This window comes from Aeromonas sp. sia0103 (assembly GCF_963895295.1).
Lineage (GTDB): Bacteria > Pseudomonadota > Gammaproteobacteria > Enterobacterales > Aeromonadaceae > Aeromonas > Aeromonas encheleia.
Map to the genome: position 1 here is coordinate 367,883 of NZ_CAWQKG010000011.1, position 14,743 is coordinate 382,625.

The following is a 14,743-nucleotide window of genomic DNA, read 5'->3' on the forward strand; positions in this document are numbered from 1 at the left end:
ACAGCACAGGATTCTCGGGACCCAGCATGATACAGACCCAGTTGATCAAGGCCACCGCCACTCAGACCACGCCAGCCGACGCTCGTCTGCCCCTCGGCACGGGCGAAGGCGCAGGGTTGCCCTCGCTGGACGAGGCCAGGGCCGCCTTTGCCGACGCCATGGCCAAGGCGCAGCGCACCGAGATCAGCCCCTCTGCCAGTCAAGGGGGTGACGGGGAGAGCCTGCTGCCGGAGGCGGATGCCAAATCTTTGGCGAGCTCGCTGGACGAGTCCCAGGCCGGCCATGACAAGCCCGTCAAGGGCGAGGCCGTCGAGGCCGAGCTCCCCCCCGCCGATTTCTTGCAGCAGTTGCAGGCCTCCCTCAGGCAGGATGCCGGCCTGTCCACACCCCCCGTCGTGGCTTCTGTGCAGACCGAACCCACGGTCGAGCCTTCGGCGCAAGGCAACCTCCCGGTCGATCCTTCGGTCGAGCCTTCGGCACAAGGCAGTCTCCCTATCGCCCCTTCGGTCGAGCCTTCGGCACAAGGCAGTCACCCTGTCGCCCCTTCGGTCGAGGCGTCGGCACAAGGCAGTCTCCCGGTCGCCCCTTCGGCCCAGACCTCGCTCCCCGTCGTCGCCTCGGCGCCTGCCGTGCCAGCTCCCACGGACGGCAACAGTTTGCCGCCCGAGTCGCAGCCAGCCAGCCGGCTCGAGGTTGGCAAGCCCGCTGGGGTGAATGCCCTGCCAGCGACCGCGCAGCCGAGCGAGGCCCTGATAGGGGGAACTCTGAACGCTGAGGCCGGGGAGGGCGCCGATGCCATCTCCGACGTTACCTCCACCGCAGGCACCGCCCGGGTAGCCGGTTTGCCAGAGGAAGCGACGCCGGCCACAGACCCCCAGCACACGAACAAGGGCGACAAGCCGGCGCTGGAAGAGGTGGCGGAGCAACCGCCACTGTCCGCAAGGGAGCGGGCCGCACTGCTGGCCAAGGTCTTGCCGCAGGCGCCCCAGGTGGCGACCGAGCCGGTGCCTGAGGGCGGCGAGCCGACCCAGGTGGGCAAGGCCGAGCAGCCGGTCTCTCCTGAGCCGGCCGCGAAGGTGGCTCACACAGCACAAACCACCCACAGCGGGCCATCGGCGCAAGGGAGTGCGGCCAGGGCCTTCGGTGAGGGGCAGATCAGAATGGAGATGGCCACGGGGACCGAGCCCACAGCTTCCGCCGAGGATGGCGCCAAGCCTGATACGGAGACTGAGGCGCAGCAGCTGAAGCCGGCCCAGGCGGCCAAGGCCGATGCGGGCGCCGCCGTGGCGAGCAACGCCGCGCCCCAGCTCGCCACCCCGGCCACCGAGCCGGTGCTGACGGCGCCACAACAGATACTGGCGAACCACGAGCCACAGGGACCGCAAGCCTCGCTGGCATCCCTGTCGGCCGGCATCCAGCAGATGGAGGCCGAGCCCGCGGTGGCGGTCAAGGTGGCCGCAGAGCTGAAGCAACCCGATATGAAACAAAAGCCGGGGGAACTCGGCAAGCATGGCGGGCTGGAGGTCGGTGCGACCGAGCAGAGCGAGGCGAGCCCGTCCGCGCAATCAGCTCAGCAGGCCAGCCAGATCGCCGAGCACAGGCCCGCGGCCGAGGTGGCCGCCAGACGGGAGGCCCAGAGCCTGCCGCACCTGCGGCTGGCCACCCCGGAGGCGCCGGCCCAGTTGCACCAGAAGGTGAACCTGATGCTGGCGGACAAGCTGCAGCAGGCGGAGATCCAGCTCGATCCCCTCGGCCTCGGCAAGATGAAGATCCAGATCCAGATTGACGCCTCCAACCAGGCCAACGTCCACTTCGTGGTGCAGCATGGCCAGACCCGGGAGATGCTGGAGCAGGCCATGCCCAGGCTGCGCGACATGCTGGCGGGGCAGGGGATCCAGCTCGGCCAGACCCTGGTTCAACAACAGCCGCAGCAACAGCCGCAGCAACAGCAGTCCCAGGGGCAATCCCCCTTCAGCGGTCAGGGCCAGCAGGGCCAATCCGGGGGCGGCACCTTGGGCGGCCGTGAGCCCGCCGAAGGGGAGGTCACCACCAGAACCATGAGTCTGCTGGTGGAATCGGCAAACGAAGCCGGAATTGATTTCTATGCTTGATGCCTGCCTGAGTAAGTTTATGATACCGAACAAGTTTGAGACTAGGGTGGACAAGGGATGGCAGACGATAACGAACTGACGCTGAAGGACCCGGCGGCAGCCAAGAAAAAGAAGCTGATCATGGTAGTCGCCCTGGCCGTCATCGTGCTGGGGGCTGGCGGGGCCGGCACCTGGTTCATGCTGGCCGGCGGTGACAAACCGGCGGCCGACGCGGCCGAGATCGCCAAGGCCGAGGCCAGCGCACCGCAGCCTTCGCTCTACGTGGGCATGCCGCGCCCCTTCGTGTTCAATGTGGCGGGCGGCCAGCGGGATAGGCTGGTGCAGATCAAGATCCAGCTGATGGTGCGGGGTGCCGCCGACGAGACCCTGGCCAAACAGAATATTCCCCTGATCGAAGGGACACTGCTGCGCGTCTTCAGCGCGGCCACCGCCGAGCAGCTGATGACCTTCGAGGGCAAGGAGAAGCTGCGCCAGGATTCACTGGAAGAGTGTCGCCGGGTGCTCAATGACCTGGTCTCTTCCCCCGTAATAGAACAAGTGCTGTTTACCGGCTTTGTCATGCAATGAAAGGTGAAGCGTGAGCGATCTGTTAAGTCAGGACGAAATTGATGCCCTGTTGCACGGTGTCGATGATGTCGAAGAGGAAGAGCTAGGCGCGGCCGGGGATCCCGGCATCACCCAGTTTGACTTCTCCTCCCAGGACCGCATCGTCCGTGGCCGCATGCCGACCCTGGAGCTGGTGAACGAAAGGTTCGCCCGCCACATGCGCATCAGCCTGTTCAACATGATGCGGCGCACCGCCGAGGTCTCCATCAACGGCGTGCAGATGCTGAAGTTCGGCGAATACGTGCACACCCTGTTCGTGCCGACCAGCCTGAACATGGTGCGCTTCCGTCCGCTCAAGGGGACGGCGCTGATCACCATGGAGGCCCGCCTGGTGTTCATCCTGGTGGAGAACTTCTTCGGTGGCGACGGCCGCTACCACGCCAAGATCGAGGGGCGCGAGTTTACCCCGACCGAGCGGCGCATCATCCAGATGCTGCTCAAGCTGGTGTTTGAGGATTACAAGGATGCCTGGGCGCCGGTGATGGACGTCGGCTTCGAGTACCTCGACTCCGAGGTCAACCCGGCCATGGCGAACATCGTCAGCCCGACCGAGGTGATAGTGGTCAGCTCCTTCCACATCGAACTGGATGGCGGCGGCGGCGACTTCCACGTGGCCATGCCCTACTCCATGCTCGAGCCCATCCGCGAGCTGCTCGATGCTGGGGTACAGAGCGACAAGGGTGACACCGACGTGCGCTGGAGCAAGGCGCTGCGCGACGAGATCATGGACGTCAAGGTGGAGCTCAAGGCCAAGCTGCTGGAGACCGAGCTGACCCTGCGCGATCTGATGGAGCTGAAACCCGGCGACATCATCCCGGTGGAGATGCCGGAGAACCTGCTGGTCTACGTGGAGGACTTGCCGACCTTCCACGCCAAGATGGGGCGCACCAAGGAGAATGTGGCGCTCAAGATAGTCGACAAACTCAAGCGCCCTGACGGGGTCAAGACAGAGATGCATCTGGTGACCCGGGGCGGCGTACGCATCGATGGTGAGGCCGAGCTGGAAGAGCTCGAGCGCAGCATCGAAGACAAACACTCCTAACAGACCCGTCGTGTCAGACGCGGGTCACGAAGCAGCATGAGGAAGCAAGATGAGCGGAACCGATGACGAGCAGGATTTGATGGCGGATGCCTGGGCGGCCGCGCTGGAGGAGCAGGTCACGGCGGAGGCCAAGCCGGCCCCGCTGGAGGAGCTGAGGGACGATGCCCCCATCAGCGCCGAGGAGCGCCGCAAGCTGGACACCATTCTGGACATCCCGGTGACCATCGCCATGGAGGTGGGTCGCAGCCAGATCAGCATCCGCAACCTGTTGCAGCTGAACCAGGGCTCGGTAGTCGAGCTGGACAGGGTCGCCGGCGAGCCGCTGGACGTGCTGGTCAACGGCACCCTGATCGCCCACGGCGAGGTGGTGGTGGTGAACGACAAGTTCGGCATCCGCCTGACCGATGTCATCAGCCAGATAGAACGGATCAAGAAGCTCAAATGACCAGAACCATTGCGCTGACCGATGTCATCATCAGTCAGGCCGAAAGGATCAAAAAACTCAAATGATCCGCGTCCTTGCTTTAATGCTGTTCGCCGCCCCCGCGCTGGCCGAGGGGGCCAATCCCCCCAGCATCACCTCCTGGCTGCTCTCCAGCCTGATGGTGATCGGCCTCATCCTGGTGCTGGGCTTTTTGCTCAAGAAGAGCAAGCTCACCCAGGTCATGGGGGGCGGCCAGATGAAGGTCATCGCCAGCCTGCCGGTGGGCTACAAGGAGAAGCTGATGGTGGTCAAGGTGGGCGAGCAACAGCTGCTCATCGGGGTGACGCCGCAGCAGGTCAACTTCCTCTACCGCCTGGAGCAGCCGCTGGACGAGAGCCAGCCCCAGGCGTTCTCCCAGCAGTTGGGCAAATTGATGGGCAAGCATGAAAAGAGCTAACTGGATAGGGCTGCTGGCGCTGGTGTCGCTGCTGCTCTCGCCCCTGGCACTGGCCCAGGACGGCATGTCGGCGCTGACCGTCAAGACCATGGCGGATGGCAGTCAGGAGTACAGCCTGACCCTGCAGGTGCTGGCGCTGATGACCGCGCTCTCCTTCCTGCCAGCCATGGTCATCATGATGACCTCCTTCACCCGGATCATAGTAGTGCTCGGGATCCTCAGACAGGCCATAGGCCTGCAGCAGAGTCCGTCCAACCAGGTGTTGATCGGCATCGCCCTGTTCATGTCCTTCTTCATCATGTCGCCGGTGCTGGATCGCATCAACGAAGAGGCGCTGCAGCCCTATCTGGCGGAGACCATAGGGCCCAAGGAGGCGCTGGAGAAAGCCGAACAGCCCATCCACCAGTTCATGCTGGCCCAGACCCGGGTCAAGGATCTCAACACCTTCATGGAGATCGCCAACGTGCAGGTGGAGAAGCCGACCGAGGTGCCGCTGCGGGTGTTGATCCCGGCCTTCGTCACCAGCGAGCTCAAGACCGCGTTCCAGATAGGCTTCATGCTGTTTCTGCCGTTCCTGGTGATCGATCTGGTGGTGGCCAGCATACTGATGGCCATGGGGATGATGATGCTGTCGCCCATGCTGGTCTCCCTGCCCTTCAAGCTGATGCTGTTCGTCATGGTGGACGGCTGGAACCTGATCCTGGGCTCGCTCGCGAACAGCTTCGGGCTGGGCGCCGGCTAAGCACAAGGAGCCGATTACATGAGTCCGGAAACCTTTGTCGACGTGTTTCGTGAGGCACTCTGGCTGGTGACCATCATGGTGTGCGCCGTGATCCTGCCCAGCCTGATGGTGGGGCTGATCGTCGCCATCTTCCAGGCCGCGACCTCCATCAACGAGCAGACCCTGAGCTTCCTGCCCCGTCTCATCGTGACCCTGTTCGCCCTGGGCGCCGGGGCCCACTGGGGCCTGCAGAGCCTGATGGACTTCTTCATGCTGATGGTGAGCCAGATACCCGAGGTGGTGGGTTGAGTCTGCAGGTGGCGGCATGACCTATACCACCACGCTCATCATGGAGTGGCTGGCGTCCATCCTCTGGCCGCTGGCACGGGTGAGCAGCCTGCTGATGGTGATGGCGGTGTTTGGCAGCCGGCTGGCGCCGGCGCACATCCGCATCGGCCTGGCGCTGGCCATCACCCTCATCATCGCCCCCCTGTTGCCGCCCATGCCCAAGATAGAGCTGTTCTCCGTCGGCAGCTTTCTGGTGCTGGGACAGCAGATGCTCATCGGCATCGCACTGGGTCTCATGACCCAGTTCCTGCTGGAGAGCTTCGTGATGGCGGGCCAGATCATCGCCATGCAGACCAGCCTGGGCTTCGCCACCCTGGTGGATCCCATGAATGGCCAGTCAGCCCCCGTGGTGGGGCAGTTCTACCTGATGCTGGCGACCCTGGTGTTTCTGGCGGTGGATGGTCATCTGCTGATGCTGCGGATGGTGGTGCTGAGCTTCGAGACCCTGCCGGTCTCGGACAGCGGCCTGACCCTGCCCGCCATCCGCAGCCTGGTCAGCTTCCTCGGCGTCATGTATCAGGCCTCGCTGGTGATGGCGTTGTCGGCCATCATCGCCCTGCTGCTCATCAACTTCGCGTTCGGGGTCATGACCCGGGCCGCGCCCCAGCTCAACATCTTCAGCATCGGCTTCGCGGTCAGCATGATGTCGGGTCTGTTTATCCTCTGGCTCACCATTGGCGGCTTCATGGGCCACTTCGACGCCATCTGGGAGCGGGTGCAGGAGACCAGCTGCGAACTGATCAACACCCAGTGTTTCGGTGGCCAGAATGGCTGATACCGATCAGGCAAATGGCACCGAGCAACCCGGCGGGTTGGCACCGTTTCAGGTTATCGGTGCGATGATCGACCGCCTCCGGCCAGTCGGAGGTCTGCATGGCTGATACCGATCAGGAACGTACCGAACAACCCACGGGCAAACGACTGCAACAGGCCCGGGAAAAAGGGCAGATTGCACGTTCCAAGGAGCTGGGAACCGCCAGCGTGCTGCTGGCGACCGTGTTTGGCTTGCTGATGCTCAAGGAGAGCCTGGCCGGTGCCATGGTCAAGGTGCTCACCATGGGCTTTACCCTGGAGCGGGATCAGGCCTTCGACCCCAACGCCATGGGGGCCATGGTGCCCACCCTGCTGGCCGAGCTGATCCAGCCCCTCGGCCTGCTGTTCCTGCTGGTGACCATCGCCGCCTTCGTCGGCAACACCCTGCTGGGAGGAATGAATTTTTCCTCCGAGGCCATGCTGCCCAAATGGAGCAAGCTGAGCCCCTTGAGTGGTTTGAAGAGGATGTTCGGGGTGCAGTCGCTGGTGGAGCTCATCAAGTCCATCGCCAAGGTGGTGTTCATCAGCCTGTTCGCCTGGTGGATGCTGTCGAGTCAGTTCAACCACCTGCTCAACCTCTCCCTCGAGGGCTTCCCCGGCGGCATCATAGACGCGCTGGACCTGCTGCTGTGGATGCTGATCATCCTCTGCTGCTCCCTCATCCCCATCGTCGCCATCGATGTGCCCTTCCAGACCTGGAACCACAATCGTCAGCTCAAGATGACCAAGCAGGAGATCAAGGACGAGTTCAAGGACAGCGAGGGCAAGCCCGAGGTCAAGGGGCGGATCCGCCGCCTGCAGATGGAGATGGCGATGCGTCGCATGATGGGGGATGTGCCCAAGGCGGATGTGATCATCACCAACCCGAGCCACTACTCGGTGGCGCTGAAATACGACACGGGCAAACCCGGGGCCGCCCCCAAGGTGCTGGCCAAGGGGGTCGACGAGGTGGCGATGAAGATCCGGGAGATAGCGCGGGAATACGAGATCCCCATCATGCCGTCCCCGGCGCTCACCCGTGCCATCTATCACTCCACCGAGATCGGTCACGAGATCCCGGAGGGGCTGTTCGCCGCCGTGGCCCAGGTGCTGGCCTATGTCTATCAGCTCAAGAAGTTCCGCCGTGGCCGTGGCCGGCGTCCGACCCCGGTCGCCAAGGATCTGCCCATCCCGCCTGAGTACCGCAAATAACACCTCGATTCACTGGGCGCATCGGCTTGTCGATATTGATTGACCCTGTTTCAAACTGGCTTTGCCGCCCTGGTTCAAACACTGGCCTATGTCTATCGGCTCAAGAAGTTCCCCCGTGGCCGTGGTCGGCGTCCAACCCCGGTCGCCAAGGATCTGCCCATCCCGCCTGAGTACCGCAAATAACACCTCGATTCACTGGGCGCATCGGCTTGTCGATATTGATTGACCCTGTTTCAAACTGGCTTTGCCGCCCTGGTTCAAACACTGGCCTATGTCTATCGGCTCAAGAAGTTCCGCCGTGGCCGTGGCCGTGGCCGGCGTCCGACCCCGGTCGCCAAGGATCTGCCCATCCCGCCTGAGTACCGCAAATAACGCCCCGGCTCCTCGGGCGCATCGGCTTGTCGATAGTGGCTGAACCTGTTTCAAGCTGGCTTTGCCACCCTGGTTCAAGCGCGGGTCCATCTCGATCGACCCGGAACCTGTTGCCACGGCTGACCCCGCTCTCTTCAGTCCCGACCAGGGTTGTCTGAATACCCTCCGCCGGACTTCTGACAGCTTAAAAATAAAAACCTTATGTATCAATGCATTGAATTGTTGGCTTGATGTTTGCTTTAGCTAGGCACTGGCAGTTGATAGTTGAGCATAACGATGGGATTCAAGGCAGCATTGGGCCGTTTAACAGAGTACAGGTGGTTGCTCAGCAAGGGGGTCGGGACCCCGCTGCTGGTGCTCGCCTCCCTCGGCATGGTGGTGCTGCCCATCCCGCCGCTGATGCTGGATATCCTGTTCTCCTTCAACATCGCCCTCTCCATCGTGGTGCTGCTGGTGGCCGTCTATACCCGCCGGCCGCTGGAGTTTGCCGCCTTCCCGACCGTGCTGCTGATCGCCACCCTGCTGCGGCTGGCGCTGAACGTCGCCTCGACCCGGGTCGTGCTGCTGGAAGGCCATAACGGCAGCGCGGCGGCCGGCCATGTGATCGAGGCCTTCGGCAACGTGGTCATAGGCGGCAACTATGCGGTCGGTATCATCGTCTTCATGATCCTGGTGATCATCAACTTCGTGGTGGTCACCAAGGGGGCGGGCCGGATCTCCGAGGTGAGCGCCCGCTTCACTCTGGACGCCATGCCCGGCAAGCAGATGGCCATCGATGCGGACCTGAACGCCGGTCTCATCAATCAGGAAGAGGCCAAGAAGCGGCGCCAGGACGTGACTCAGGAAGCCGACTTCTACGGCTCCATGGACGGTGCCTCCAAATTCGTGAAGGGGGATGCCATCGCCGGCATCATGATCCTCTTCATCAACATCATTGGTGGCTTCATCATCGGCATGATGCAGCACCAGCTCAGCTTCGGCGAGGCGGCCCAGATCTACACCCTGCTCGCCATCGGTGATGGCCTGGTGGCCCAGATCCCCTCCCTGCTGCTCTCCATCGCCGCCGCCATCATAGTGACCCGCCAGAATACCGATCAGGACATGGGCACGGCGGTGCTCGGCCAGCTGTTCGAGAATCCCAAGGCGCTGGTGATCTCCGCCGGCATCCTGCTGATGATGGGCAGCGTGCCCGGCATGCCGCACCTGGCGTTCCTGAGCCTGGGGGCCATAGCGGCGGTCGGGGCCTGGTGGCTGCTGCGCCGCGAGAAACAGCGCGCCGCCAAGGTGGCCAAGGGCGAGCTGATGCCCCAGAGCTCGGATCAGCCCCATGAACAGAAAGATCTCAGCTGGGACGATGTGATGCCGGTGGACATCATAGGGCTGGAGGTGGGTTATCAGCTCATCCCGCTGGTGGACAAGAGCCAGGGCGGCGAGCTGCTCAACCGGATCAAGGGGGTGCGCAAGAAGCTCTCCCAGGAGCTCGGCTTCCTGGTGCCGGCCGTGCACATTCGCGACAACCTGGATCTCGCGCCCAACCAGTACCGCATCACGCTGATGGGAGTGAGTACCGGCGAGGCCACCGTCTACCACGACAAGGAGATGGCCATCAATCCGGGCCAGGTGTTCGGCCAGGTCCAGGGCATCGCGACCCAGGATCCCGCATTCGGGCTGGAGGCGGTGTGGGTCGCCAAGGATCAGGTCTCCCACGCCCAGACCCTGGGTTACACCGTGGTGGATGCCGCCACCGTGGTGGCCACCCACCTGAGCCAGATCCTCTCCAACCATGCCGCCCTGCTGCTCGGTCATGACGAGGTGCAGCAACTGTTGGACATGATAGGGAAGCATCAGAGCAAGCTGGTGGAGGGGCTGGTGCCCGAGGTGATCAGCATGGGCAACCTGGTCAAGGTATTGCAAAATCTGCTCAATGAGGGCGTGCCAATTCGCGATATGCGCACTATTCTGCAGACCCTCGTGGAATATGCGCCGCGCAGCCCGGATCCGGAAGTGCTGACGGCCGCCTGTCGCATCGCCCTGCGCCGATTGATAGTGCAGGAGATCGCGGGTCCCGATCCCGAGCTGCCGGTGATCACCCTGGCGCCAGAATTGGAACGTATATTGCATCAATCCTTGCAAGCAGGTGGGGGAGATGGCGCCGGTATCGAACCGGGACTGGCGGAGCGGATGCAGCGCTCGCTGGTGGAAGCCACTCAACGACAAGAACTGGAAGGCCAGCCGGCCGTGCTTCTGACATCGGGGATATTGCGCAATACCCTGGCGAAATTTGTCAAGAATGCCATTCCTGGATTACGCGTTCTGTCTTATCAGGAAGTGCCTGATGACAAGCAAATCCGCATCGTCAGTGCGGTAGGACAGGGCTAGTTAGCGGAGATGACGGGTGAAGATTAAGCGGTTTTTTGCCAAAGACATGCGCACGGCCCTGGCCGAGGTCAAGGAGACACTCGGGCCGGATGCTGTCATCATGTCCAACAAGAAGGTCACCGGTGGGGTGGAGATAGTCGCCGCTGTCGATTATCAGTCCCAGGTACCTGGACCCAAAGATGCGCCGGTTCGCCGTCAGTTGAACGATGAGAGCGTCAATATCTCGTCTGCGGGCAAGCAGATGACACGCCCTGCGCCGCCCAAGGAGCAGAACGAATACTATGCCGACACCCTGGCGGCCCTGCTGGCGCGCCAGCAGAAACTCAACCCGGCCAATCCGGCGGCGAGTGGCAATCAGTCAGCGGGTCTGGTGTCGGCCAATACGGCGCCCAGAACCCTGGCCGAACAGGGCCAGTGGGGCGCCGCCCCCGAGCCCGTCAAGCCCAAGGCTCGTCCTGCGCCCGGCCCACGTCCTACCCAACCCGCCCAGCGGGATCAGGAGATGGAAGGGATGCGCAAGGAGATGGCCAGCATTCGCAAGCTGCTCGAGCACCAGATCTCCGGCTTGATGTGGCAGGAGGTGGAGCGCCGCGAGCCGATGCGGGCGCTGCTCATCAAGGAACTCAAGAAAATGGGCTTCGATGATGCCTTCGCCGACCAGCTCGCCGGGCTGATCCCGGAGGAGATGCCCATTCATCAGGCCATGGCCCAGCTGGCCGAGGTACTGACGGCCCAGCTCAAGATCAGCGAAGACGACATCCTGCGCCAGGGCGGTGCCGTGGCGCTGCTCGGCCCGACCGGGGTGGGCAAGACCACCACCATCGCCAAGCTGGCGGCCCGCTTCGCCATGAAATACGGCGCCGAGCAGGTGGCCCTCATCACCACCGACAACTACCGGATCGGGGCCCACGAGCAGTTGCAGACCTATGGTCGCATCATGGGCTGCCCGGTGCGCCAGGTGAGGGACGCCGAAGAGCTGGCCAACGCGCTCTATCAGTTCCGCAACCGCCGGCTGGTGCTCATCGATACCGCCGGGGTGGGTCAGCGGGACATCCGCCTGACCGAGCAGCTCGACACCCTGGTCAAGAATGCCAAGGTGCGCATTCGCAGTTATCTGGTCATGTCGGCGACGTCCCAGCGCCGGGTGATGCAGGAGGCGGTGGATCACTTCCGGCGCATCCCGCTTTCCGGCTGCATCCTGACCAAGCTGGACGAGAGCCTGAACCTGGGTGAAGTGATCAACGTATGCATCCAGAACGCGCTGCCCATCAGCTACATCACCGATGGACAGCGGGTGCCGGAAGATATTCAAGTTGCCAACGCGGCGCTGCTGGTCGGTGCCGCCATGGGTTCGCTGGAGCGGGAAACAGAAGATCCCTACTTCTGGGGTTCAGGTTTTGGCGAGGCCGAAGATTCGGAGTTTTATGAGTAACATCTATATGGATCAGGCGAGTGGTCTGCGCAAAATGCGTCAAAACAATCGAGTTAAAGTGATCGCCGTGTCCGGAGGCAAGGGGGGCGTGGGCAAGACCAACGTCACCCTGAACGTGGCGGGAGCCATGGCCGCCCAGGGCAAACGGGTGTTGGTGCTGGATGCCGACCTTGGCCTGGCCAACGTCGACGTCATGCTGGGGCTGCGGGTGCATCGCAACCTGTCCCATGTGCTGGCCGGGGAGTGCACCATAGACGACATCATAGTCGAGGGGCCCTACGGCATGATGATAGTGCCGGCCACCTCGGGGACCCAGTCCATGGTCGAGCTCTCGCCGGTGCAGCATGCCGAGCTCATCCGTGCCTTCAGCGAGATGAAGACCCAGGTCGACGTGCTGCTGGTGGACACGGCGGCGGGGATCTCCGACATGGTGCTGAGCTTCACCCGTGCGGCCCAGGACATCATGGTGGTGGTGTGCGATGAGCCCACCTCCATCACCGATGCCTACGCCCTCATCAAGATCCTCTCCAAGGATCACGGTGTGTTCCGTTTCAAGGTGGTGGCCAACATGGTGCGCTCCTTGCGCGAGGGGCAGGAGCTCTTCGCCAAGCTGACCCGGGTCACCGACCGTTTCCTCGACACCTCGCTGGAGCTGGTGGCCTGCGTGCCGTACGACACCAACCTGCGCGCCGCCGTGCGCAAGCAGAAGCTGATCGTCGAGGCCTTCCCCAAGTCACCTGCGGCCCTGGCGTTTCGCGCCCTGGCCAACAAGGCAGCGAGCTGGCCCATCCCGCATCAGCCAGGGGGTCATCTCGAATTTTTCCTGGAAAATTTATTGCAAAAGCCGGTCATAGCACAGGAAGACTCCCGTGAATAAAACCCAAGCATACTTGCGTCATCAGGATTCCTATGTGCTGGTCGAGCGTCATGCTCCGCTGGTTAAACGGATCGCCCAGCATTTATTGGCTCGCCTGCCAAGCAGTGTCTTGCTGGATGACCTGATCCAGGCAGGTATGATTGGGCTGCTCGAAGCCTCCCGCAATTTTGACGGCAGCAAGGGCGCCAGCTTTGAAACCTATGCCGGCATCCGCATCCGCGGGGCCATGCTCGACGAGATCCGCCGTGGCGACTGGGTGCCGCGCTCGGTCCACCGCAACAGCCGCGCCATCGCCGAGGCCATCGAGAACGTGGAGCAGGTGCACGGTCGCGATGCCAGGGACACCGAGGTGGCGACCCAGATGGGCGTCTCCCTCGGTGAATACCACGCCATGCTGCAGGATGTCTCCTGCGGCAAGATCATCGGCATCGAGGATCTCGGGGTCAGCGAGGATGTGATAGGGCATCCCGATGACGCCAGCGGTCATGGCGGCTTCGACGATCTGGCGGCCGAGCGTTTCCAGGGCGCCTTGGCCGAGCATATCTCCCGCCTGCCCGAGCGCGAGGCGCTGGTGCTCTCCCTCTATTACGACGAGGAGCTGAACCTGCGCGAGATCGGTGAAGTGTTGAGCGTGAGTGAGTCTCGGGTGAGCCAGATACACAGTCAGGCCATGCACAGATTGCGTGCCCGCCTGCGAGATTGGAATTTATAAGTGGTTGTACTGGCTACACTGGAACGCAACTCTAAGGCATAATTCGCAGCATAAAACCTGCATTCTGCATCATGTAAGTGAGCCGTTTTTGCGGCTATTTAGGAGGGAATTTTGGACAAGAACATGAAAATCCTCATCGTGGATGATTTTTCAACGATGCGCCGGATTATCAAGAACTTGCTGCGTGACCTGGGATATAACAATACCCATGAAGCAGACGATGGCAACACGGCGCTGCCGATGTTGAAGAATGGCGACTTCCAGTTTGTGGTCACCGACTGGAACATGCCTGGCATGCAGGGCATCGACCTGCTCAAGGCGATCCGTCTCGATGACAAACTCAAGCACCTGCCGGTGTTGATGGTGACTGCCGAAGCCAAGCGCGAGCAGATCATCGAAGCCGCTCAGGCCGGGGTCAATGGCTACATCGTCAAGCCGTTCACCGCCGCCACTCTCAAAGAGAAGCTCGACAAAATCTTTGAACGCATCGGCTAAGGAGTGGCAGGGATGACGGCCAAAACGAGTGCCATGATCTCGCTCGAGCAGGCAAGGATGCTGGTTGCCCACCTCGAGCAAGGTGAATTTGAACAGGCCGATACCATCCTCGCCGATGTGTGTGCCCCCAATGCCGCCGCCCTGTTTGACAGGGTCGGCCAGCTTACCCGCCAACTGCACGACTCTTTACAGGACTTTCGGCTGGATCCCAGGATCCCCGACCTGGCCACCCACGAGATCCCCGATGCTCGGGAGCGTCTGAGCTATGTCATCGACATGACGGACAAGGCCGCCAATCGCACCATGGATGCGGTCGAGGCCAGTCTCCCCATCGCCGATCGGCTCAATGACAACATCCAGCTGGTGATGCCCAATTGGAATGCCTTGATGAGCCGGGATCTTGAGCTGGGCCAGTTCAAGGCACTCTGCCATCAACTGAATGATTTTATTAAGGCTTCGGAGACGGATGCCGATAAGTTACGACAACTGCTGACGGAAATCCTGATGGCACAGGACTTTCAGGATTTGACCGGCCAGATGATCCGCAAGGTCATCAAGCTGGTGCAGGAAGTTGAAACGAAGTTGATAGAGATGCTGACCATGTTTGGTGAGGCCGCCATCGAGCATTCGGTGCGCAGCTTGCCGGCAAGCGGCATCGAGGCTGAAGGTCCCATCATGAACCCTGAGACAAGGTCTGATGTGGTCAATGGCCAGGATGATGTGGACGATCTGCTGTCTAGTCTGGGATTCTAATGGAGTGACG

At 62.2% G+C, this 14,743-nt stretch carries 16 protein-coding genes and 1 pseudogene; all 17 read left to right on the forward strand.

From position 1 onward, the window contains the following. The first annotated feature begins 26 nt into the window (after positions 1-26). The 17 genes and pseudogenes from AACW18_RS04395 (at position 27) to AACW18_RS04475 (ending at position 14,733) form a co-directional block, all read left to right on the forward strand. Positions 27-2,111, forward strand: a complete 2,085-nt coding sequence (locus AACW18_RS04395) for a flagellar hook-length control protein FliK (RefSeq protein WP_218387936.1) — start codon at positions 27-29, stop codon at positions 2,109-2,111. Between the two features lie 57 nt (positions 2,112-2,168). Then, positions 2,169-2,678: a flagellar basal body-associated protein FliL gene (gene fliL, locus AACW18_RS04400; RefSeq protein ID WP_042652603.1), complete on the forward strand. Its 510-nt coding sequence runs from the start codon at positions 2,169-2,171 to the stop codon at positions 2,676-2,678. Between the two features lie 10 nt (positions 2,679-2,688). Next, complete coding sequence (gene fliM, locus AACW18_RS04405) at positions 2,689-3,759, forward strand: flagellar motor switch protein FliM (protein WP_218387937.1); 1,071 nt, start codon at positions 2,689-2,691, stop codon at positions 3,757-3,759. A 49-nt stretch (positions 3,760-3,808) separates the two neighbouring features. Continuing rightward, positions 3,809-4,204 (forward strand): flagellar motor switch protein FliN, encoded by a 396-nt coding sequence (gene fliN / locus AACW18_RS04410; protein ID WP_042650085.1) that lies wholly within the window; start codon positions 3,809-3,811, stop codon positions 4,202-4,204. 61 nt (positions 4,205-4,265) lie between these two features. After that, the gene (gene fliO, locus AACW18_RS04415) at positions 4,266-4,640 is read left to right on the forward strand and encodes a flagellar biosynthetic protein FliO (RefSeq protein WP_042652602.1); all 375 of its coding nucleotides are present in this window, start codon (positions 4,266-4,268) and stop codon (positions 4,638-4,640) included. Further along, the gene (gene fliP / locus AACW18_RS04420; protein WP_042652601.1) at positions 4,627-5,382 is read left to right on the forward strand and encodes a flagellar type III secretion system pore protein FliP; all 756 of its coding nucleotides are present in this window, start codon (positions 4,627-4,629) and stop codon (positions 5,380-5,382) included. Before fliO ends, fliP begins: the two co-directional genes overlap by 14 nt. Before the next feature lie 18 nt (positions 5,383-5,400). Beyond that, entirely contained in the window at positions 5,401-5,670 is a 270-nt protein-coding gene (gene fliQ / locus AACW18_RS04425) for a flagellar biosynthesis protein FliQ (protein ID WP_042652600.1), read from the forward strand. A 16-nt stretch (positions 5,671-5,686) separates the two neighbouring features. Beyond that, positions 5,687-6,484 carry a flagellar biosynthetic protein FliR gene (gene fliR / locus AACW18_RS04430; RefSeq protein ID WP_218290684.1) on the forward strand — a complete coding sequence of 266 codons (798 nt, stop codon included), beginning with the start codon at positions 5,687-5,689 and terminating at the stop codon, positions 6,482-6,484. Between the two features lie 98 nt (positions 6,485-6,582). Beyond that, a complete protein-coding gene (flhB, locus tag AACW18_RS04435) occupies positions 6,583-7,713 on the forward strand; it encodes a flagellar biosynthesis protein FlhB (RefSeq protein ID WP_042652598.1) in 1,131 nt (376 codons plus the stop codon). 39 nt (positions 7,714-7,752) lie between these two features. After that, complete coding sequence (locus AACW18_RS04440) at positions 7,753-7,896, forward strand: hypothetical protein (protein WP_256351757.1); 144 nt, start codon at positions 7,753-7,755, stop codon at positions 7,894-7,896. A 60-nt stretch (positions 7,897-7,956) separates the two neighbouring features. Further along, positions 7,957-8,085 (forward strand): annotated as a pseudogene (locus AACW18_RS04445) (flagellar biosynthesis protein FlhB); the annotation flags it as partial. Positions 8,086-8,361: 276 nt separating this feature from the next. Continuing rightward, positions 8,362-10,464, forward strand: coding sequence for a flagellar biosynthesis protein FlhA (gene flhA / locus AACW18_RS04450; RefSeq protein ID WP_218290685.1), 2,103 nt, complete (start codon positions 8,362-8,364; stop codon positions 10,462-10,464). Between the two features lie 16 nt (positions 10,465-10,480). Next, a complete protein-coding gene (gene flhF, locus AACW18_RS04455; RefSeq protein WP_218387938.1) occupies positions 10,481-11,896 on the forward strand; it encodes a flagellar biosynthesis protein FlhF in 1,416 nt (471 codons plus the stop codon). Beyond that, positions 11,889-12,773 (forward strand): MinD/ParA family protein, encoded by an 885-nt coding sequence (locus AACW18_RS04460; RefSeq protein ID WP_042652595.1) that lies wholly within the window; start codon positions 11,889-11,891, stop codon positions 12,771-12,773. Before flhF ends, AACW18_RS04460 begins: the two co-directional genes overlap by 8 nt. Further along, positions 12,766-13,485 carry an RNA polymerase sigma factor FliA gene (locus tag AACW18_RS04465; protein ID WP_218290687.1) on the forward strand — a complete coding sequence of 240 codons (720 nt, stop codon included), beginning with the start codon at positions 12,766-12,768 and terminating at the stop codon, positions 13,483-13,485. Before AACW18_RS04460 ends, AACW18_RS04465 begins: the two co-directional genes overlap by 8 nt. Before the next feature lie 123 nt (positions 13,486-13,608). Continuing rightward, a complete protein-coding gene (gene cheY / locus AACW18_RS04470) occupies positions 13,609-13,980 on the forward strand; it encodes a chemotaxis response regulator CheY (RefSeq protein WP_425278782.1) in 372 nt (123 codons plus the stop codon). A 12-nt stretch (positions 13,981-13,992) separates the two neighbouring features. Then, positions 13,993-14,733 carry a protein phosphatase CheZ gene (locus tag AACW18_RS04475; RefSeq protein WP_042652593.1) on the forward strand — a complete coding sequence of 247 codons (741 nt, stop codon included), beginning with the start codon at positions 13,993-13,995 and terminating at the stop codon, positions 14,731-14,733. The last annotated feature ends 10 nt before the right edge of the window (positions 14,734-14,743 follow it).